Source organism: Microlunatus sp. YIM B11417, assembly GCF_059617205.1.
In genome coordinates this window covers 125203-143744 of sequence record NZ_JCAMPJ010000008.1, presented here as the reverse complement: position 1 = coordinate 143744, position 18542 = coordinate 125203, and the positions used below count along the sequence as shown (strand labels likewise).

Here is an 18542-nt window from a genome sequence, read left to right as displayed (position 1 = left end):
GCTGATCCAATGTCTCTTCCGGCCGGGCTCGACGAGGCCGAACCGTGGTGGAAGCTGCCGCTGAACTGGTGGTGGCGGTCGCTGCCGCTCCGGGTGATCACGTCCGTGTTCGCCGCGTCGCTGGTGGTCGTCGTGCTGGGCGGCTTCCTGATCATGCGTCAGGCCACCACGGGTGTGATCGACACGAAGAAGCGTGCGGTCCAGTCCGAGGCGACCGCCGCGCTCGCCGAGGCGCAGGAGACGCTGGACGACTCGACGGTCACCAGCAGCGTCAACGCCAACGAACTGTTCCAGACCCTGGCCGTGAACCTGGCCGGCCGCAGCGGTTCCGACCGGTACTGGGTGATCGCCTTCGTCAACCGGCAGACCGTACGGACCGCCGACGCCGATGTGAGCAGCGTGCCGAAGGCGCTCCGGGAGCAGGTCACCAAGTCGGACGCGGAGGGCCGCTACTACATCACGCCGACCTCGGCCAAGACGACCAAGGAACAGGACACGACGCGCCCCGCGTTCGTCGTCGGCACCATGCTGCAGCTGCCGGGCAGCGGCTCGTACGAGACGTACCTGATCTTTCCGCTGGAGCAGGAGCAGGAGACCCTGAACGTCCTCGGCACCGCGGTGATCAGCACCAGCGCCTTGCTGGTGTTGCTGCTGACGATCATCGCCGCACTGGTCAGCCGCCAGGTGGTCGCGCCGGTCCGAGCCGCCCGCCGGGCCGCGGAGAGCCTCGCCCTGGGCAACCTGGACAACCGGATGCGGGTCCGCGGCCAGGACGACCTGGCCCGGCTGGCCGCGTCGATGAACTACATGGCGAGCGAGCTGCAGAAACAGATCACCCAGCTGGAGGAGCTGTCCGCGGTGCAGCACCGGTTCGTCTCCGATGTGTCGCACGAGCTGCGGACGCCGCTGACGACGGTACGGATGGCCGCCGAGGTGCTGTACGAGGCGCGGGAGGACTTCGACCCGGTCTCGGCCAGGTCGGCGGAGCTGCTGCAGGCCGAGCTGGACCGGTTCGAGGCGCTGCTGACCGACCTGCTGGAGATCTCCCGGTTCGACGCGGGCGTCGCGGTGCTCAGCCTCGACCGGGTTGATCTGGTCGGCGTCGTCGAGCGCGTCGTCGAGGCTCATCAGCGGTTCGCCGAGGAGGCCGGGACCACGGTCACCGTGCATTCGCCCGGCCCGTGCGTCGCCGAGGTCGACGCGCGCCGGATCGAGCGGGTGGTCCGCAACCTGCTGACCAACGCGATCGAGCACAGCGAGGGCCGCCCGATCGACATCTGGCTGGCGCGGGACGACGACGCGGTCGCGATCGCGGTCCGCGACCACGGCGTCGGCTTCGAGGCGAGCCAGGCGAAGCTGGTGTTCCACCGGTTCTGGCGGGCCGACCCGGCCCGGACCCGGACCATCGGCGGCACCGGGCTCGGGTTGTCGATCGCGATGGAGGACGCCCGGCTGCACGGTGGCTGGCTGACCGCCTGGGGCCGGCCCGGGATGGGCGCCCAGTTCCGGCTGACGCTGCCCCGGGAACGGGGTGGCATCCTGGAGCAGTCGCCGCTGCCGCTGGTGCCGCGCGACCTGGTCGGGCCGTCGGTCTCCCGGGTGGACGGCGTGGAGTACGCCCAGCCGCTGGTGGACTCCGACGACCTGCCGGCCCTGCTGCCGGCTTCGCCGACGCCCGCGGCCTCACCGGCCTCGCCCGAGGTGCTGGAGCTGGGGATGGGGCCGGACGACTCCGTACCGTCGGAATCCGGGAGCTCGAGAAGGGGGGACCAGTGATCACCACGTCGCGCGGCCGGCTCGCCGCCGCCCTGCTGGCGTTGCTGCTGGCCGTCCTGGCGGGCTGTGCCGAGGTGCCGACGAGCGGTCCGGTCGATCCGGTGGAGGGCGCGGAACCGTCCTGCCGCGGCTGCCTCAACGTCGATCCGGCCGCCCCGCAGCCGGGCGACGACCCGAAGACGATCGTCGACGGCTTCCTGCAGGCGATGGCCGCCTACGAGCCGACGTACGCGACGGCCCGCAAGTACCTCACCAAGGAGGCCGCCGATCGCTGGAACCCGGACCAGGGTGCGACGGTCTACATCGGCCAGATGACCGCGACCAGCCCGACCTCCTTCCTGCTCGACGCCCGTACGGTCGGCGTGCTGGGACCGGACCGGGTGTTCACCGTCCGCGACCAGCGGTTCCGGCCCACGTTCTCGGTGGAGAAGCAGGAGGGCGAGTGGCGGATCAAGAATCCGGTGCCCGGGCTGCTGGTACCGAAATGGACCTTCGACACGTTCTACGACAGCTTCAACGTCTACTTCGTGGGCCGGGACGGCACGCTGGTGCCGGACGTGATCTATCTGCCCGAGCGGGCCAGCATCGCCTCGGCGCTGATGCTGGCGCTGCTGTCCGGGCCGTCGGACTGGCTCGGCCCGGTGGTGGGCAGCGCCTTGCCGGCCGGTACCACCCTCGACGTCCAGTCGGCCTCGATCGACGGCGGCGTGGCCGAAGTGCAGTTGAGCGACGCGATCAACCAGCTGACCGATCAGCAACGAATACTCATGGCGGCCCAGGTCGCCGAAACCCTTCGTCAGTACCAGGTCCAGTCGGTCAGGTTCCTGGTGAACAACGGCGAACTCTTCCGGATCCCCGGCGCCGACCCGAACACCGGTGCGATCTCGGTGAACGACGAGCGGATCCGGGCCATCGCGGCCCGGCCGCCGCGCGCCAGCGACCAGCTCTACGCCGCCACCGACGACGGCGCGCGCATGATCACGGATCGGGCCGGCAAACGGGAGACGGTGCCGATCTCGGGTGACCTCGGCAAGCAGGACGACAGCGAACGGATCGCCGTGTCGCTGGACGACCACGACATCGCCGTGGTGACCGACGGGCTGTCGGTGCTGCGCCGGCAGCGCGAGGACGGCAAGGCCACCACGGTGCTCGACGACGTGTCCGACCTGCTGCGGCCGCAGTACTCCCGGCAGGACGAACTCTGGGCGGTCGGGAACCGGGGCGGCGAACAGCACATCTGGGCCGTGATCGGCGACAAGGTCGTCGAGGTCCAGGCGCCGGCGCTCAGGGACGGCAAGATCGTCTCCTTCAAGCTGTCGCCCGACGGCAGCCGGATCGCCATGGTCCGCGAGGTGGGCTCCACCAGGCAACTGACCCTGGCCCGGATCAACCGCGTCGAGGGCCGGATCCTCGTCGACAGCCCGCGCCGGGTGGACACCGCCGGCAATCAGGGCACGACGATCACCCAGTTCCGCGACGTCGGCTGGCAGGACGACTCCCGGCTGCTGGTGATCGGCGCGGCGGCGCCGCTGGCGCCGGTCGGGGTGTACCTGCTGTCCCAGGACGCGTCCCAGATCTCCGCGCTCGGCGAGCTGCCGGACGACGAGGCGGCCGAGATCACCGCCTCGCCGACGCACAACCAGGTGGCGATCGTGACCAAGAAGGGCGAGGCGTACTGGCTCGATCCGGCGCGACGCTGGACCCGGATCTCGGCCGGGGTCGACTCGCTGGCGTACCCGGGCTGACCGTTTGCTGAAGCAGCAAGGAACCTTGCCGATTTCTCGGGTACGGCGCACTGTGGAGTCCTCGACTCAAATCTTGGAGGACACGGTGTCAGGATCGGAACTGGACCACGACGTGATCGTGATCGGCGGCGGGCCCGCTGGGCTGAGCGGCGCGGTGGCGCTGGCCCGGTCGCGGCGCTCGGTCGCCGTGATCGACTCCGGCGAGCCGCGCAACGCGCCGGCCGCGCACATGCACAACTACCTCGGCCACGAGGGCCTGCCGCCGTCGGAGTTGATCAAGCTCGGTCGCGCCGAGCTGGCCGGCTACGGCGGCACCCTGATCGACGGCTCGGTGACCGCGGCCGCCCGCGACGACGAACGGGGCGGCTTCGCGGTCGACCTGGCCGACGGTCGCCGGCTTCGCTCCCGGCGGCTGTTGATCACGACCGGCCTGGTGGACACGCTGCCACCGGTGCCCGGGGTGGCCGAGCTGTGGGGCGACTCCGTGCTGCACTGCCCGTACTGCCACGGTTGGGAGGTCCGGGACACCGCGATCGGCGTCCTGGCGACCGGCCCGATGTCGGCGCACCAGGCCCTGATGTTCCGTCAGCTGTCCCACGACGTGATCATGTTCAGCCACACGGCCGAGCTCGGTGATGATCAACGGGAGCGGCTGGAGGCTCGCGGGATCAAGATCATCGACGGTGAGGTGGTCGGCCTGGAACGGGACGAGGCCGAGCGGCTCTCCGGGGTGGTGCTGGCCTCCGGCCGGTTCGTCGGCCGGTCCGCCCTGGTGGTCGGGACGGTGATGGAGGCTCGCGCGGCTTTCCTGGCCCCGTTGGGATTGAGCGTGGAGCCGGTGCTGGCCGGCGAGCACCGGATCGGCAGCCGGATCGTCACCGACGGCAACGGCGCGACCAGCGTGCCGGGTGTCTGGGCGGCCGGGAACGTCGCCGACCCGCGGGCCCAGGTGATCGTCTCCGCCGGTGCCGGGCTGATGGCCGGCGCCATGATCAACGCGGACCTGATCGAGGAGGAGACCGAGGCCGCCGTCGAGCGCTCCCGGTCCCGGACCCGGGAGCTCAGCGGGGCCTGATCAGGAGCGGTCGTCGCGGCGGGTCCGGGCCCGGATGTGGGCCCGCTCGCCCTGGCTGCCGAACAACGACAGCAGTTCGACACCCTCCGGGTCGGCCGCCGCGAACCAGTGGCCGACCCTGGTGTCGAACTCGGCCGCCTCGCCCGGGCCGAGCTCCAGTTCATGATCACCGAGGACCAGCCGGAGCTTGCCGTTGAGCACGTACAGCCACTCATAGCCCTCGTGCCGCTGCGGGTCCGGCGAGGCACCCTTGCGGTGCGGAATGATCATCTTGTACGCCTGCAGCCCGCCCGCCCGCCGGGTCAGCGGGATCATTGTCATCCCGTTGTGCGTCACCGGACGCAGCCGGATCCGCGGGTCGCCGGTCTCCGGCGCGTCCACCAGCTCGTCGATCGCGACCCCGTACTCCCGGGCCAGGGGGAGTAGTAACTCCAGTGTCGGCCGCCGCTGTCCGGACTCCAGCCGGGACAGCGTGCTGACCGAGATCCCGGTCGCCGCCGACACGTCCTGCAGCGTCGCCGACCGGTCCTGCCGGAGCGCCTTCAACCGAGGCCCGACCCCGGTCAGGACGCGCTCGTACTCGTCGGACAGGGTCTTCTCGGAATCGCCACGGCCGGCCACGCCCCCAGTCAACCACCCGCCGACCGGCCGCCCCGGCGACGGATTCCGCGGCGTGTCGAACGGCCGCGCGGCGCCGGGATCGGGAGCGCCGCAGCGGACGATGATGATCGTCGGGTGACGGCTCGGCGACGCGGATCGTGCCGCGCCGAGGACGGAGTTCCGACGATCGAGGTCGGCCCGCGTGACGGCGGTCAGCGCGCTGCGGCCCGGCGAGCCCCGCCCTCAACCGCCCGCCGACCGGTCACTTCTGCAGCGACACGCCGGCAGAACGGCTGCTCTTGTGACCGGTCGGCGTGGGGGTGGTGGGGGATCCGGGAGGGTGGTCGGGTGGGGATGGGGTGGGTGGCGGCTGCGGGGGATCTGCTGCTCGGGGCGCGGTGCCAGGCGTGCCTGCGGCCGTGGTGGGGACTCTGCCCGCCGTGCCGCGCCGCGCTCCGGTCCCGCGTGCCGCGGGCCGCCCGGCCGACCCCATGCCCGGCCGGCTTTCCGCCGACCTCGACGGCAGGCTGGTACGACGAGCCGCTGCAACGCTTGATCATCGCGCACAAGGAGCGGCAGGCGCTCGCGCTGGCTCCGGTCCTGGGCGAGCTGCTGGCGGTGGCGTGCTGGCACCTGGTCCGGACCCGGTCGAGCCGTTCCGGCGCTGAGCTCACACTGGTGCCGATCCCGTCCGCCCGGGCGGCCGTCCGCGGCCGCGGGTACGACGCCACGACGGCCCTGGCTCGGCGGGCCGCCGCGCTGCTCCGGCCGGCCGCCCCGGCCCGGGTCCGCCGGCTGCTCCGGCACCACCGGAGCGTTCATGATCAATCCGGGCTGGACGCGGCGGCGCGGCAGCGCAACCTTGCCGATAGCCTTCGGGTACGAGAGGCGGCCGCAGCCGCGACACGTCGGGGGAAGCTGATCATCATCGTCGACGACCTGGTGACGACCGGGGCCACGCTGACCGAGGCGAGCCGGGCGTTGACCGCGGCCGGACTGCCGGTCCTGGGCGCGGCGACGATCGCGGCGACCCGCAGGCACCAGACGGCGACCGGTAAGATGACGCCCGATTGATCTGACGAATCTGAGAGGAACGATGACGATGGGGTCCGAGCAGGAGGCACCGAGCCGGGGCGAGTTCACCGGGCTGAGGGCGATCGTCACCGGCGGAGCGAGCGGGATCGGCCTGGCCACCGCGAACCTGCTGGCCGACCGCGGCGCCGCGGTGGCCGTCCTCGACCTTCGCGTGGACGGGTTGCCCGAGCGGCTGGCCGGGTTCGCGGTCGACGTCGCGGACGACGACTCGGTCAGTGCCGGTGTCGCGGCCGCGGCGGAACGGCTCGGCGGCATCGACATCGTGGTCAACAACGCCGGCATCGGCGCCCAGGGCACGGTGGCCGACAACGAGCTGGACGAGTGGCGCCGGGTGTTCGAGATCAACGTGTTCGGCATCGTCCGGGTGACCCGGGCGGCGCTGCCGTACCTGCGCGAGTCGGAGGCGGCCTGCGTCGTCAACACCTGCTCGATCGCGGCCACCGCCGGCATCCCGCAGCGGGCGCTCTATTCGGCCAGCAAGGGGGCGGTGCTGTCGCTGACCCAGGCGATGGCGGCCGATCACATCGCCGAGGGGATCCGGGTCAACTGCGTCACGCCGGGCACGGCGGACACGCCGTGGGTCGGTCGGCTGCTCGACTCGGCTCCCGACCCGGCCGCCGAACGCGCCGCCCTGAACGCGCGACAGCCGCACGGCCGACTGGTCTCGGCCGACGAGGTGGCCGCCGGCATCGTCTACCTGGCGTCCCCGCTGTCGGGCTCCAACACCGCGACGGTGCTGCCGGTGGACGGCGGCATGCAGAACCTCCGGCTCCGGCCGCGGGCCGCCCAGTGACCGGCAGCCCCTCGGCCGGCGGCGCCACCACGACCCGGCCCGTCGAGCCGGCGGTCCGGTCGCCGTTCGGCCCGGTCCTGCTCGGCGGCGCGGGTTATGCGAACCTCTACGCCCCGGTCTCGGAGGACGACGCCCAGGCCGGCCTGAGCAAGGCCTGGGAGCTGGGCCTGCGCGCCTTCGACACCGCTCCGCACTACGGCGCCGGACTCTCCGAGGAACGACTGGGTCGGTTCCTCCGCACCCGGCGGCGGGAGGAGTTCGTCGTCTGCACCAAGGTCGGCCGGCTGCTGGTGGACGACCCGGCCGCTTCGGCCGACGCGGAGGGCTTCGCCGACGTACCGCGACGGTCCCGGCGGCTCGACTACTCGGCCGACGGGGTCCGGCGCAGCCTCGCCGAATCGCTGGAGCGACTCGGTCTGGACCGGATCGACCTCGCCCTGGTGCACGACCCGGAGGACCATCTGGACCAGGCCCTCGGCGAGGCGGCCGGTGCGCTCGGTGAGTTGCGCGCCGAGGGCGTCATCGGCGGTTGGGGCGTCGGTACGAACTTCGCGGCGACCGCGGAACGCTTCGTGGCCGAGACCGACCTCGATCATCTGATGATTGCCGGTCGCTACACGCTGCTCGACCGCCGGGCCGACCGGCTGCTCGACGCGGCCGCCGGACGTGGGGTCGCCGTGCTGACCGCCGGCGTGCTGAACAGCAACATCCTGGTCGCTCCGGAGCCCGGCGCCCGGTTCAACTACGTACCCGCCCCGGCTCCGTTGCTGGCCGCCGCGCAGCGGATGGAGGCCGTCTGCCAGCGGTACGGCAGCACACTCCGGGCCGCCGCGCTCCAGTTCGGGCTGCGCGACCCGCGGGTCGCCGCGGTCGTGCTCGGGGCCGGCCTGCCGGACCTGGTCGCGGACTCCGTCGAGCAGCTCAACGCGCCGATCGACGAGGCCTGCTGGGCCGAGCTGGAGGCCCTGGTGCCGGACCCGGCCGAACTGCCCGACTGACCGTCCGGGATGATCTTGTCGCGAGTGTTCGACACCACCGAGAGTTGAGGATGATCATGGAATTACAGCGACGAGGCCCGGCCGGCGAGGAGATCCCGGTCGTCGTCGACCAGGGCCGCGCCTTTGATCTTCGCCCGCTGACCGCCGACATCGACGCCAACTTCCTCGGTGGCGACGGGATCGCCGGAGTCCGTACGGCACTCGCGGCGGGGGAGCTCTCCGAGCTCGACGTGACCGACCTGCGCTACGGCGCGCCGATCGCCCGGCCGGGCGCGGTGGTCTGCATCGGCCAGAACTACGCGGCCCATGCCGCCGAGTCCGGGGCCGAGCCGCCGGCCGAGCCGATCATCTTCTTCAAGCACCCGAACAGCGTGATCGGGCCGTTCGACGACGTACACCTGCCGCCGGGCAGCACCAAGACCGACTGGGAGGTCGAGCTCGCGGTGATCATCGGCCGTCGGGCCCGCTACCTGGCCTCCGCGCAGGAGGCGCTGTCCTACGTCGCCGGCTACGCGGTGAGCAACGACGTCTCGGAGCGGGTCTACCAGGCCGAGGTCTCCGGCGGTCAGTGGTCGAAGGGCAAGTGCTGCGAGACGTTCAACCCGCTCGGCCCGTCGCTGGTCCCGGCCGACCAGGTCGACCCGACCGACGTACGGCTGCAGTCCTGGGTCAACGACGAGCCGCGGCAGGACTCGACCACCGCGGACATGATCTTCCCGGTCGCCCAGCTGATCTACGAGCTGAGCCAGTTCATGGTGCTCGACCCGGGCGACGTGATCAACACCGGCACCCCGCAGGGGGTCGCGCTGTCCGGCCGGTTCCCGTTCCTCGGGGTCGGCGACGAGATGCGGCTGACCATCGCCGGGCTCGGCGAGCAGCGGCAGAAGATCATCGCCGCCCCGGACGTGCCGGCCACCGCCGGCGCCGCCAACATCGCGCGCTGATCAACGGCCCGTGCGATGCCCGAGCGACATTCGCGCGAGGTTCCCGGCGGCCGGGCCTACTTCCTGACCGAACGGCTGTGGGCCCTGGCCGCCGACATGCCGGTCGAGTCCGTACCGATCGACTCGATCGCGGAATTCGACCAGGACTGCTGGTTCGGCGGGGGACCGGCGACCTGTCGGGAGGTCGCCCGGCACGCCGCTCGGATCCAGCGGGCCGACCTGAGCCATCCGGTGATCCTGTCCGCCGACGGCCGGCTGATGGACGGCGGCCACCGGATCGCCAAGGCCTGGCTCGCCGGGCAGACCATGATCAACGCGGTCCGGTTTCAGGTCGACCCGGAGCCCGACTACGTCGTCGGTAGGGAATCGCCGGCATGACGGCAGGTCCGCCCATCGAGCAGGCCCACCGTCAGACCCGGGGGCTTCGCTTCGCACCGTTCCCGGAACTGCTGGCCGGAACCCCGGCACCGGACCAGGGGTGGCGGCCCCTGGTCGATCTCGACCTCGATCCAGCCGCCGCGCCCGACGGCTTCACCCTGGCGGCGGTGCTCCGGACGGAACTCGAGCACTCGACGGCCGGCCCGCACGCCGTGCACGCTGTTCGTACGCTGACCCGGGAGTTGATCTTCGCGACAGCGGCGAGCCTCTACCTGACCGGCGCGGCGAGCCTCTTCGAGGAGCGGGACTGGCTGGTCCGCGACGTCGGCCGGGCCGCCGCCTCGACGGTGCCGGGTCTGCTCGTCGGAGCCCGTACCGGATCGGACCGGGAGGCCGCCGAGGTCCTGCTGCCGCTGATCACGCCGATCGTCGACGGCATCCGGCGGTCCACCCGGGTCGGCCGGCGGACCCTGTGGAGCTACGTGGTGGACACCGCGAGCTTCGCCATGATCAACCTGGCCCGCCAGCTGGGCCGGGACCGGGTGGCCGCCTGGAGCCGGGCCGAGGCGTTCGCCGAGGCGCTCTTCCGGGCCGGCGTGCCGCGGCTGTCCCGGCCGGAACTGGCCCGCTACGACGGCGACCAGCAGACCGGCGTCTGGGCCGTCCGCGGTGCCTGCTGCCTGGACTTCAAGGACCCCGAGCACGGCTACTGCCTGACCTGCCCGCTGCTGGACACATCCGAAAGGTCCCGACGATGGCAGGCGGCGACACCGGCCGTCAACGCCCGAATTCGGGGGTGAGATTCTCTCCCGGCCCATGGAAATACGGGCGCCTTCGGACTACCGTCAACCTATGGTGCACCAGCCCACGAGAGACCACGGTTCCGGGGGTCGACTGCGGGTGAGGCTCGGTTGCACAGCACGGCCCAGCCCGGGCCAGGATCCCTTGCGACGGCGATTGCGGTGGCGCGCGCCCCGGGGGATCCGACCGCCGCTCACCTAAACGGAGGTTGACATGGATGTTGTCGTGACCACGAGGCACTGCCAGGTGTCGGACGGGTTCCGGGAGCTCGTCAACGAGAAGATCGCCCGGCTCGAGAAGCTCAACGATCGCCTCGTCCGCGTCGAGGTCGAAGTCTCCGCGGAACGGAACCCGCGGCAGCACGACCAGGCCAGCCGGGTCGAGATCACCGTCCGCGGCAAGGGCAAGGTGATCCGGGCCGAGTCCGCGGCCGAGGACAAGCGCGCCGCGTTCGACCTGGCGCTGGACAAGCTGATGGCGCAGCTGCGGAAGCTCGCCGACCGCAAGCGGGTGCACCGCGGCTCCCGTACCCCGAAGTCGCTGCACGACGCGGCGGCCAAGCTGCCCGAGACGAACGGCCACCAGGTGGTCGAGGTCGAGGACACCGAGGTACGGACGATCGCCGGCATGGAGGTGCGCGGCGACGGGCCGCTCGTGGTGCGCGAGAAGGTCCACAACGATCCGCCGATGTCGCTGGACCAGGCCCTGGAGGCGATGGAGCTGATCGGTCACGACTTCTTCCTGTTCGTCGACGCCGAGCGTGGCGTGCCGAGCGTGGTCTACCGGCGCCGCGCCTACGACTACGGCGTGATCAGGCTCGATCACGGCGCCCAGGAGCACGAGCACGTCAACGGCAGCTCCCGGACCGAATCGTCGGTGCTCGTCTGAGCTCCTTGCGCGGAGCGGGGCGGGGGATCTGAAGGGGCGTCCCCCTTGACTGATCAGCCTGTCGGTGCCGGGCGATAGCCTCGCCGCGTGCAGGTACGACAGCGGGAGCGGCTGAGCCGCGCGCAGGCGAGGCGGGTCGCTCTCGCGGCCCAGGGCTTCGGCACCCCACGCCCGGAGCGCGCGGTCGGGATGCGCGACGTCCAGTCGGTGATCTCGAGGCTGGGCCAGTTCCAGATCGACTCGATCAACGTGGTGCGCCGGGCGCACTACCTGCCGCTGTACTCCCGGCTCGGGCCGTACGACACGGCCCTGCTGGATCGCGCCTCGCACCGGGCACCCCGCCGGCTGTACGAATACTGGGGCCACGCGGCGAGCCTGATCGACGTCCGGCTGCAGCCGCAGCTGCGGTTCCGGATGCGGGACGGCTTCCGCGACGTCTGGGGCGGCGTCGAGCGTGCGGCCCGGGAGAACCCGAACCTGGTCGACTGGGTCCGTGACCAGGTCGCCGACCGCGGGCCGCTGACCGCGCGCGAGATCGAGTACGCGGAGGACCGGAACAAGACCAACTGGGGCTGGAACTGGTCCACGGTCAAGACCGTGCTGGAGTGGCTGTTCTACTGCGGCGAAGTCACCTCGGCCCGGCGCAACGGCCAGTTCGAGCGGGTCTACGACCTGCCCGAGCGGGTCTTCCCGGCGACGGTGCTCGCCGGGCCGGACCCGTCCCCCGAGGATTCGGTACGGGAACTGGTCCGGCACGCCGCCACCGCGCTCGGCGTGGCCACCGAGTTCTGTCTGCGCGACTACTTCCGGACCAACGCCTCGATGACCAGGCAGGCCGTCGCCGAGTTGGTCGACGCGGGGGAATTGCTGCCGGTCCGGATCGAGGGCCCTTCGGCAGGCTCAGGAAACGGGGACAAGCAGCACTACCTCTGGCACCAGGCCAGGGTGCCGCGCCGGGTCGACGCCCGCGCCCTGCTCAGCCCGTTCGACTCGATGATCTTCGAACGCGCCCGGCTGGAACGCCTGTTCGACTTCTTCTACCGGATCGAGATCTACGTCCCGGAGCCGAAGCGGCAGTACGGCTACTACGTCTACCCGTTCCTGCTCGGAGAGCGGTTCGCCGCCCGGGTGGATCTCAAGGCCGACCGGGCCGCCGATCGGCTCCGGGTCAACTCCGCCTGGCTGGAGCCGGGGGAGGACCCGACCGAGGTCGCGGTCGAACTGGCCGCCGAACTGCGGACCCTGGCCGACTGGCTCGGGCTCTCCACGGTCGTCGTCTCCGGCAGGGGCGACCTGGCCGAGCCACTGGCCGGCGCCGTCAAGCGCGCAGCCTGAACGTTCTGCCGGCCGAGGTGTCGCCTCCCGGCCGGTACCTTGCGGCGCCGGCCCCGTCCTCCTTCTCCGTCGGTTCCAACCTACGCACGTAACTGTGTCGTTTCATGAGTGGTTAAAGCATTGACCACACAGGTTCGATCACTTACGGTAGCCGGGTGCACGAAGCCGTGAACGTTCCCGGGGGCGCGTCCGAGCGTGCTTCCGCAGGGACGCCCACCCAACGCGGGACCAGGCCCGATCGCTCGGCCTCGCCCGGTGGCGCCGGTTCGTCCGGGCGCTCCGGTGGCAACGGACGCCCGGTCCGGACCGCCGCCGGCCGGCTCCGGTTCCTGGCCCGGCGCTTCGGCTTCTACCTGTTCACGTTCTGGGCGGCGGTGACGCTCAACTTCGTCATTCCGCGGTTCATGCCGAACGACCCGGCCGACTCGCTGCTGCGCTCGATCCAGCAGCAGACCGGACAACCGCCGTCGCCGGAGGCGATCGCCGCGGTGCGCCGGATGTTCGGCGACCCGACCGAGAACCTGTTCCAGCGCTACCTCGACTACTGGGTCAGCCTGAGCCGGTTCGACTTCGGCATCTCGGTGGTGAACTACCCGGTGCCGGTGGCCCAGCTGGTCGGCCAGGCGTTGCCCTGGACGGTGCTCCTGGTCGGCGTCACGACCGTGCTCGCCTGGCTGATCGGGACGGCGATCGGGGCCTACCTCGGCTGGAAACCGGGGGGCCGGTTCGACGCCCTGTTCACACCGGCGACGACGTTCCTGCACGCGATCCCGACGTTCTGGCTGTCCCTGCTCGCCCTGTGGGTGTTCGCCTTCCAGCTCGGCTGGTTCCCGATCGCCGGCGGCTACGACCCGAACGTCCCGTACCAGATCAACAACGTCTGGTTCCTGCTCAGCGTGCTCCAGTACGGTGCGCTGCCGGCGGCGACGTTGATCTTCATCGGGTTCAACGGCTGGCTCTTCTCGATGCGCAACGTCATGGTCACCACGGTCAGCGAGGACTACGTGCTGCTGGCCCAGGCCAAGGGGCTGTCGACTCGCCGGGTGATCTTGATGTACGCGGCCCGCAACGCCCTGCTGCCCAACGTCACCGGGCTGGCGCTGGCGATCGGCGGGGTGATCGGCGGCGTGCTGCTGACCGAGGTCGTGTTCACCTACCCGGGCATGGGCCACCTGCTCTACGTGGCGACGCTGAACCAGGACTTCCCGGTGATGCAGACGATCTTCCTGATGATCACGATCACCGTACTGCTGGCCAACCTGATCGCCGACTCGATCTACGTCCTGCTCGATCCCCGGACCAGAGAGGCGACCAGCCGATGAGGGCGGTGCTGCGCAACACCAAGGCCAGGGTCGGGCTGGCCGTGTTCGGCCTGTTCCTGCTGGTCGCGATCTTCGGCCCGCTCGTGGTCGACCAGGTGCTGCACACCAACCCGCGGGCGATCGACTACGACCACCTCGGCTCGCCGCCGGGTGCCCCCGGCCATCCTCTGGGCACGACGATCCAGGGCGCCGACGTGCTGGTCCAGGTGATCATCGGCGCCCAGGGTTCGGTGTTCGTCGGGATCACGTCCGGATTGTTGGCCACTGCCCTCGCCGTCGTGATCGGCGTGCCGAGCGGCTTCCTCGGCGGCCGGCTGGACCAGGTGCTCACCGTCTTCACCAACCTGTTCCTGACCCTGCCCAGCTTCGCGCTGATGCTGATCGTCGCCGGCTACATCCAGGGCGCCGACTGGTGGGTGATCGCGATCTTGATCGCCGCCTTCGAGTGGCCCGGCGGGGCCCGCTATCTGCGGGCCCAGACGCTCTCGTTGCGGAACCGGGACTTCGCGGTCGCGATGCTCATGATCGGCGAGTCGAAGACCCGACTGGTCTTCGCGGAGGTGCTGCCGCACCTGACCGGCATCATCTCGGCGATGTTCCTGCGCGCCGTGGTCGCCGGTGTCTTCGCCGAGGCGGGGCTGGCCTTCCTGGGCATCGGCACGACGACCTCCGTGTCCTGGGGCACCATGATCTCCGAGGCGCAGCAGCAGTCGGCGATCCTGAACGGGGTCTGGTGGTGGTTCGTCCCGCCGGGGCTGTGCATCGCCGTGCTCGGCACCGCGACCGCCCTGGTGAACTTCGGCATCGACGAGGTCTCGAACCCCCGGCTCGGCGCGGCCAACCGGAAGTTGATCAAGCAGTTCGAACGGGCGGCCGCGCGGCTCCGGGCCCGGCCGGGGACGGAGGTCGCCCGATGAGCACTGCGACGAACAGCACAACGAACCCGGCGAAGGTCGGCGAGGTGCTGCTCGAGGTCGAGGACCTGAGCGTGGCGTACCTGACCCAGGCCGGTCCGGTGCCGGCCTGCGACCAGGTCTCGTTCACCCTGCGCCGGGGCGAGATCCTCGGCGTGGCGGGGGAGTCCGGCAGCGGCAAGTCGACCCTGATCACGGCACTGCTCCGCCTGCAGCGGCCGCCGGCCGTGACCACCGGCGGCCGGATCGTCTACTACCCCGACGGTGCCGAGCCGGTCGACCTGGTCCGGATCAGCGAACGCGGCCTGCGCCGGTACCGCTGGAACGACCTGGCCATCGTCATGCAGAGCGCCATGCACTGCCTCAACCCGGTGCTGCGGCTGTCGGCCCAGTTCGTCGACGTGCTGACCACGCACAATCCGTCGCTGTCGAAGGCGGACGCGCTGGCCCGGGCCGGCGAACTGCTGCGGATGGTGGGGATCGCCGAGGACCGGCTGTCCAACTACGCCCACGAGCTGAGCGGCGGGATGCGGCAGCGGGCCCTGATCGCCCTCGCCCTGGCCTGCAACCCGCAGCTGATCGTCATGGACGAGCCGACCACCGCGGTCGACGTGGTGATGCAGCGGCAGATCCTGGCTCAGGTGATCAAGCTCCAGGCAGAGTTCGGTTTCGCGGTGATCTTCGTGACCCACGACCTGTCGCTGCTGATGGAGCTGGCCGACCGGATCGCGATCATGTACGCCGGCCGGCTGGTGGAGCTCGGTGCCGCGGCCGACCTGTACACCGCGCCGCTGCACCCGTACACGAAGGGACTGCGGGACTCCTTCCCGCCGCTGCACGGTGACCTCACCGAGCTGCGCGGCATCCCGGGCACGCCGCCGAACCTGCTGGCGCCGCCGACCGGCTGCGCCTTCCACCCGCGCTGCCCGCGCCGCTTCGACGCCTGCGACACGACCGAGCCGCCGCTGATCGAGCACGAGGGCCGCGAGGTCGCCTGCCTGCTGTACGGACCCGAAGGAACGCCCCGATGACCGACCAAGATCAACAACGGCAGCCCGGCCGGCCGCCGGTGCTGGAGGCGGTCGGTCTGACCAAGCACTTCGAGATCACCGACCGGTTCGGCCAGACCAAGCTGGTCCGCGCGCTGGAGGAGGCCGACCTGGCCCTGCACCCGGGCCGGACGGTCGGCCTGGTCGGCGAGAGCGGCTCCGGCAAGACGACGCTGGCCCGGCTGCTCGCCCTGTTCCACCCGGCGACCTCCGGCGAGATCAAGCTGGACGGCCGGCCGGTGTCGCAGTCGAAGGACGGCGAGCGGGACTACTACCGCCAGGTCCAGTTGATCTTCCAGGACCCGTTCGCCTCGCTGAACCCGCTCAAGACGGTCCGCTACACGCTGGGCCGGGCGCTCCGGATCCACGGTCACGCCCGGAAGGGCGCCGATCTGCAGGACAAGATCATCGAGCTGCTCCGCAAGGTGAACCTGACGCCGGCGGAGACGTTCATCGACAAGCTGCCGCACGAGCTGTCCGGCGGGCAGCGGCAGCGGGTGGTGATCGCCCGTGCCCTCGCCGTCCAGCCGAAGGTGCTGCTCGGCGACGAGCCGATCTCGATGCTCGACGTGTCGATCCGGCTGGACGTGCTCAACCTGCTGGCCAACCTGCGCGACAGCGAGGACCTGGCGCTGCTCTACATCACCCACGACATCGCCAGCGCGCGCTACCTGTGCGACTCGATCACCGTGCTCTACGCGGGCCAGCTGGTCGAGGGCGGGCCGGTCGACTCGGTGATCCAGCAGCCCCGGCACCCGTACACCCGGCTGCTGCTCGACTCCTCGCCCGACCCCGGCCGGACCGTCACCGACCAGGGCCGCCGGGCCGGGCTGTTCGAGCTGGAGGGCTCGCTCGGCGAGCCGCCGAATCTGAGCGACCCACCGCCGGGCTGCCGGTTCCACCCTCGCTGCCCGTTCGCGATGGACGAATGCCGTACCGAACTGCCGGCCCGCACCGAGTTCCCGGACGGCCACTGGGCCCGCTGCTGGCTGCACCAGAAGAAGCAGAGCCATCTGCTCGAGCTCGCCGAAGAGAAGAAATGAGAAGAACGATGACCCGACGCCCTTCGCCAGGGAGCCTGACCGGCCGGTTGATCGCCGCCGCGACCTCGGCCGCTCTGGCCCTGACCCTCGCCGCCGGCTGCAGCACGGAGCGCACCGTCGACGGCGGCTCCGGCGGCCCGAGCGGCGGCGCCTCGACGGTGGACACGCTGAACATGACCGCCTCGGCCGCGACCCCGACGTTCGCCCGGAACTGGAACCCGTTCTCGCCGGTGGACAAGAAGAGCCCGGCGTCGGGCCTGATCTACGAGCCGCTGATCCGGATCAACCACACCCAGGCCAAGAAGCCGGAACCGTGGCTGGCCGAGTCGTTCGCGTGGAGCGACGGCGGCAAGAAGCTCACCTTCACCCTTCGTAGCGACGTGACCTGGTCGGACGGCAAGCCGTTCACCTCGGCCGACGTCAAGTACACCTTCGAGATCCCGTCGAAGCACGACAACCTCGGTCTGGCGGTGCCGTTCGACAAGGTCGAGGCGCCGGACGAGAAGACCGTCGTCGTCACGTTCGACGACGTCTCGTACCAGAAGATCGACTGGTTCGGCGGCTCGGCGGCGCCGGCGCTGATCGTGCCGCAGCACGTCTGGCAGGACCAGGACCCGTCGTCGTGGACGAACCCCGAGCCGGTCGGGACCGGACCGGTGAAGCTGGAGACGTTCAGCCCGCAGCAGGTCACCTTCGGCGTCCGGGACGACTACTGGAACGGCCAGTTCAAGATGAAGAAGATCAACATCAAGCCGTTCGCGTCGCCGGAGGCGGGCAAGGCGATGATGCTGAAGGGCGACCTGGACTGGTCGACAATGTCCTGGGCCGACGCCGAGAAGCAGTTCGTCGCGAAGAACCCGGAGACCAACAAGTACTGGGCCTACTCCACCGGCGGTGCCGAGGGCCTCGACTTCAACAACGCGAAGCCGCCGCTGGACGACGTGCACGTCCGGCGCGCCCTCTACTACGCGATCGACGCCGAGAAGATCCTGGCCCTGAACAAGACCGGGCAGCAGGTGACGAACCAGACCGGGATGTCCGACGACGTCTGGCACGACCTGATCGATCCCCAGTTCGCCGGCCAGAAGATCGCCCAGCGGGTGGACGAGGCGAAGGCGGAGCTGGCGCAGTCCTCGTACAAGCTCGAAGGCGGCGTGCTGACCAAGGACGGCAAGTCCTATCCGCTGACCATCAAGCCGGTCGTCGAGTACTCGAACTGGGCCGCCTGGGGCCAAGGCCTGGCCCAGCAGTGGAAGGAGACCCTCGGGGTCGAGGTCAAGGTGCTGCCGACGCCGGAGACCCAGCTGTTCAACCAGATCGCCGAGGGCGATTACCACATCGCGTTCGACTGGATGTACGGCGGCAACACGCAGTGGGCCAGCTTCAACGCCAACCTGGGCAGCGAGAACTACAAGCCGGTCGGGGAGAAGGCGAACGCCAACTACGGCCGGTTCAAGAGCGACGAGGCGGACGAGCTGCTGAAGCAGCTCTACCGCGCCGAGGACCCGAACCAGACCAAGGAGCAGGGCTATCAGCTGCAGCGGATCCAGGCGGAGCAGGTGCCGTACGCCCCGCTCTTCACCGCGGCCTGGTTCATCGAGGTGAACGCGTCCAACTGGACCGGCTGGCCGGATCCGGCGGCGCCCGAGTCCGTGCCGCACACGCTGCTCGGGCCGGACACGATCCTGACGATCCGCAACCTCGCTCCCGCTCGATAGGGAGATCCGACGGCCCGGAAATCCGGGCGTGCTGGTCTGGTACGGATGCTGGCCTACGATAGGGAGGC

At 70.7% G+C, this 18542-nt stretch carries 17 protein-coding genes; 16 read left to right on the top strand and 1 reads right to left on the bottom strand.

What is annotated here, in order from left to right; all coding sequences use genetic code 11:
- Nucleotides 1-9: 9 nt before the first annotated feature.
- From mtrB to AC6CCG_RS28170, 3 genes are all read left to right on the top strand, one after another.
- Nucleotides 10-1776, top strand: coding sequence for an MtrAB system histidine kinase MtrB (mtrB, locus tag AC6CCG_RS28180; protein ID WP_496658087.1), 1767 nt, complete (start codon nt 10-12; stop codon nt 1774-1776).
- Entirely contained in the window at nt 1773-3521 is a 1749-nt protein-coding gene (locus AC6CCG_RS28175) for an LpqB family beta-propeller domain-containing protein (protein ID WP_496658086.1), read from the top strand. Before mtrB ends, AC6CCG_RS28175 begins: the two co-directional genes overlap by 4 nt.
- Before the next feature lie 85 nt (nt 3522-3606).
- Nucleotides 3607-4596, top strand: coding sequence for an NAD(P)/FAD-dependent oxidoreductase (locus AC6CCG_RS28170; protein ID WP_496658085.1), 990 nt, complete (start codon nt 3607-3609; stop codon nt 4594-4596).
- Here the strand turns inward: AC6CCG_RS28170 and AC6CCG_RS28165 are convergent, their stop codons facing one another.
- On the bottom strand, nt 4597-5217 hold the full coding sequence (locus AC6CCG_RS28165; RefSeq protein WP_496658084.1) for a helix-turn-helix domain-containing protein: 621 nt from the start codon (nt 5215-5217) through the stop codon (nt 4597-4599).
- A gap of 333 nt (nt 5218-5550) precedes the next feature.
- On the opposite strand from AC6CCG_RS28165, the gene AC6CCG_RS28160 reads away from it, so the two are divergent.
- The 13 genes from AC6CCG_RS28160 (at nt 5551) to AC6CCG_RS28100 (ending at nt 18474) form a co-directional block, all read left to right on the top strand.
- A complete protein-coding gene (locus AC6CCG_RS28160) occupies nt 5551-6270 on the top strand; it encodes a ComF family protein (RefSeq protein ID WP_496658168.1) in 720 nt (239 codons plus the stop codon).
- A gap of 22 nt (nt 6271-6292) precedes the next feature.
- Nucleotides 6293-7084: an SDR family NAD(P)-dependent oxidoreductase gene (locus tag AC6CCG_RS28155; RefSeq protein ID WP_496658083.1), complete on the top strand. Its 792-nt coding sequence runs from the start codon at nt 6293-6295 to the stop codon at nt 7082-7084.
- Nucleotides 7081-8082, top strand: a complete 1002-nt coding sequence (locus tag AC6CCG_RS28150; RefSeq protein ID WP_496658082.1) for an aldo/keto reductase — start codon at nt 7081-7083, stop codon at nt 8080-8082. The genes AC6CCG_RS28155 and AC6CCG_RS28150 overlap by 4 nt, the downstream gene beginning before the upstream one ends.
- 50 nt (nt 8083-8132) lie before the next feature.
- A complete protein-coding gene (locus AC6CCG_RS28145) occupies nt 8133-9026 on the top strand; it encodes a fumarylacetoacetate hydrolase family protein (RefSeq protein WP_496658081.1) in 894 nt (297 codons plus the stop codon).
- 15 nt (nt 9027-9041) lie between these two features.
- Nucleotides 9042-9404 carry a hypothetical protein gene (locus tag AC6CCG_RS28140; RefSeq protein WP_496658080.1) on the top strand — a complete coding sequence of 121 codons (363 nt, stop codon included), beginning with the start codon at nt 9042-9044 and terminating at the stop codon, nt 9402-9404.
- Nucleotides 9401-10204 carry a hypothetical protein gene (locus tag AC6CCG_RS28135; RefSeq protein ID WP_496658079.1) on the top strand — a complete coding sequence of 268 codons (804 nt, stop codon included), beginning with the start codon at nt 9401-9403 and terminating at the stop codon, nt 10202-10204. The genes AC6CCG_RS28140 and AC6CCG_RS28135 overlap by 4 nt, the downstream gene beginning before the upstream one ends.
- Nucleotides 10205-10430: 226 nt before the next feature.
- Entirely contained in the window at nt 10431-11093 is a 663-nt protein-coding gene (hpf, locus tag AC6CCG_RS28130; protein ID WP_496658078.1) for a ribosome hibernation-promoting factor, HPF/YfiA family, read from the top strand.
- Nucleotides 11094-11180: 87 nt separating this feature from the next.
- On the top strand, nt 11181-12428 hold the full coding sequence (locus AC6CCG_RS28125; RefSeq protein ID WP_496658077.1) for a winged helix-turn-helix domain-containing protein: 1248 nt from the start codon (nt 11181-11183) through the stop codon (nt 12426-12428).
- Between the two features lie 155 nt (nt 12429-12583).
- Nucleotides 12584-13750: an ABC transporter permease gene (locus AC6CCG_RS28120; protein ID WP_496658076.1), complete on the top strand. Its 1167-nt coding sequence runs from the start codon at nt 12584-12586 to the stop codon at nt 13748-13750.
- Nucleotides 13747-14667: an ABC transporter permease gene (locus AC6CCG_RS28115; RefSeq protein WP_496658074.1), complete on the top strand. Its 921-nt coding sequence runs from the start codon at nt 13747-13749 to the stop codon at nt 14665-14667. The genes AC6CCG_RS28120 and AC6CCG_RS28115 overlap by 4 nt, the downstream gene beginning before the upstream one ends.
- Nucleotides 14664-15695, top strand: coding sequence for an ABC transporter ATP-binding protein (locus tag AC6CCG_RS28110; RefSeq protein WP_496658073.1), 1032 nt, complete (start codon nt 14664-14666; stop codon nt 15693-15695). Before AC6CCG_RS28115 ends, AC6CCG_RS28110 begins: the two co-directional genes overlap by 4 nt.
- Nucleotides 15692-16756, top strand: a complete 1065-nt coding sequence (locus AC6CCG_RS28105) for an ABC transporter ATP-binding protein (protein ID WP_496658072.1) — start codon at nt 15692-15694, stop codon at nt 16754-16756. Before AC6CCG_RS28110 ends, AC6CCG_RS28105 begins: the two co-directional genes overlap by 4 nt.
- 8 nt (nt 16757-16764) lie before the next feature.
- Nucleotides 16765-18474 carry an ABC transporter substrate-binding protein gene (locus AC6CCG_RS28100; RefSeq protein WP_496658071.1) on the top strand — a complete coding sequence of 570 codons (1710 nt, stop codon included), beginning with the start codon at nt 16765-16767 and terminating at the stop codon, nt 18472-18474.
- Nucleotides 18475-18542 lie beyond the last annotated feature (68 nt).

What these genes read in the sequence shown, in the direction of transcription:
- mtrB (WP_496658087.1), top strand. Translation starts at nt 10, where the DNA reads ATGTCTCTTCCGGCCGGGCTCGACGAGGCCGAACCGTGGTGGAAGCTG.
- AC6CCG_RS28160 (WP_496658168.1), top strand. Translation starts at nt 5,551, where the DNA reads ATGGGGTGGGTGGCGGCTGCGGGGGATCTGCTGCTCGGGGCGCGGTGC.
- AC6CCG_RS28155 (WP_496658083.1), top strand. Translation starts at nt 6,293, where the DNA reads ATGACGATGGGGTCCGAGCAGGAGGCACCGAGCCGGGGCGAGTTCACC.
- AC6CCG_RS28145 (WP_496658081.1), top strand. Translation starts at nt 8,133, where the DNA reads ATGATCATGGAATTACAGCGACGAGGCCCGGCCGGCGAGGAGATCCCG.
- AC6CCG_RS28140 (WP_496658080.1), top strand. Translation starts at nt 9,042, where the DNA reads ATGCCCGAGCGACATTCGCGCGAGGTTCCCGGCGGCCGGGCCTACTTC.
- AC6CCG_RS28135 (WP_496658079.1), top strand. Translation starts at nt 9,401, where the DNA reads ATGACGGCAGGTCCGCCCATCGAGCAGGCCCACCGTCAGACCCGGGGG.
- AC6CCG_RS28115 (WP_496658074.1), top strand. Translation starts at nt 13,747, where the DNA reads ATGAGGGCGGTGCTGCGCAACACCAAGGCCAGGGTCGGGCTGGCCGTG.
- AC6CCG_RS28110 (WP_496658073.1), top strand. Translation starts at nt 14,664, where the DNA reads ATGAGCACTGCGACGAACAGCACAACGAACCCGGCGAAGGTCGGCGAG.
- AC6CCG_RS28105 (WP_496658072.1), top strand. Translation starts at nt 15,692, where the DNA reads ATGACCGACCAAGATCAACAACGGCAGCCCGGCCGGCCGCCGGTGCTG.
- AC6CCG_RS28100 (WP_496658071.1), top strand. Translation starts at nt 16,765, where the DNA reads ATGACCCGACGCCCTTCGCCAGGGAGCCTGACCGGCCGGTTGATCGCC.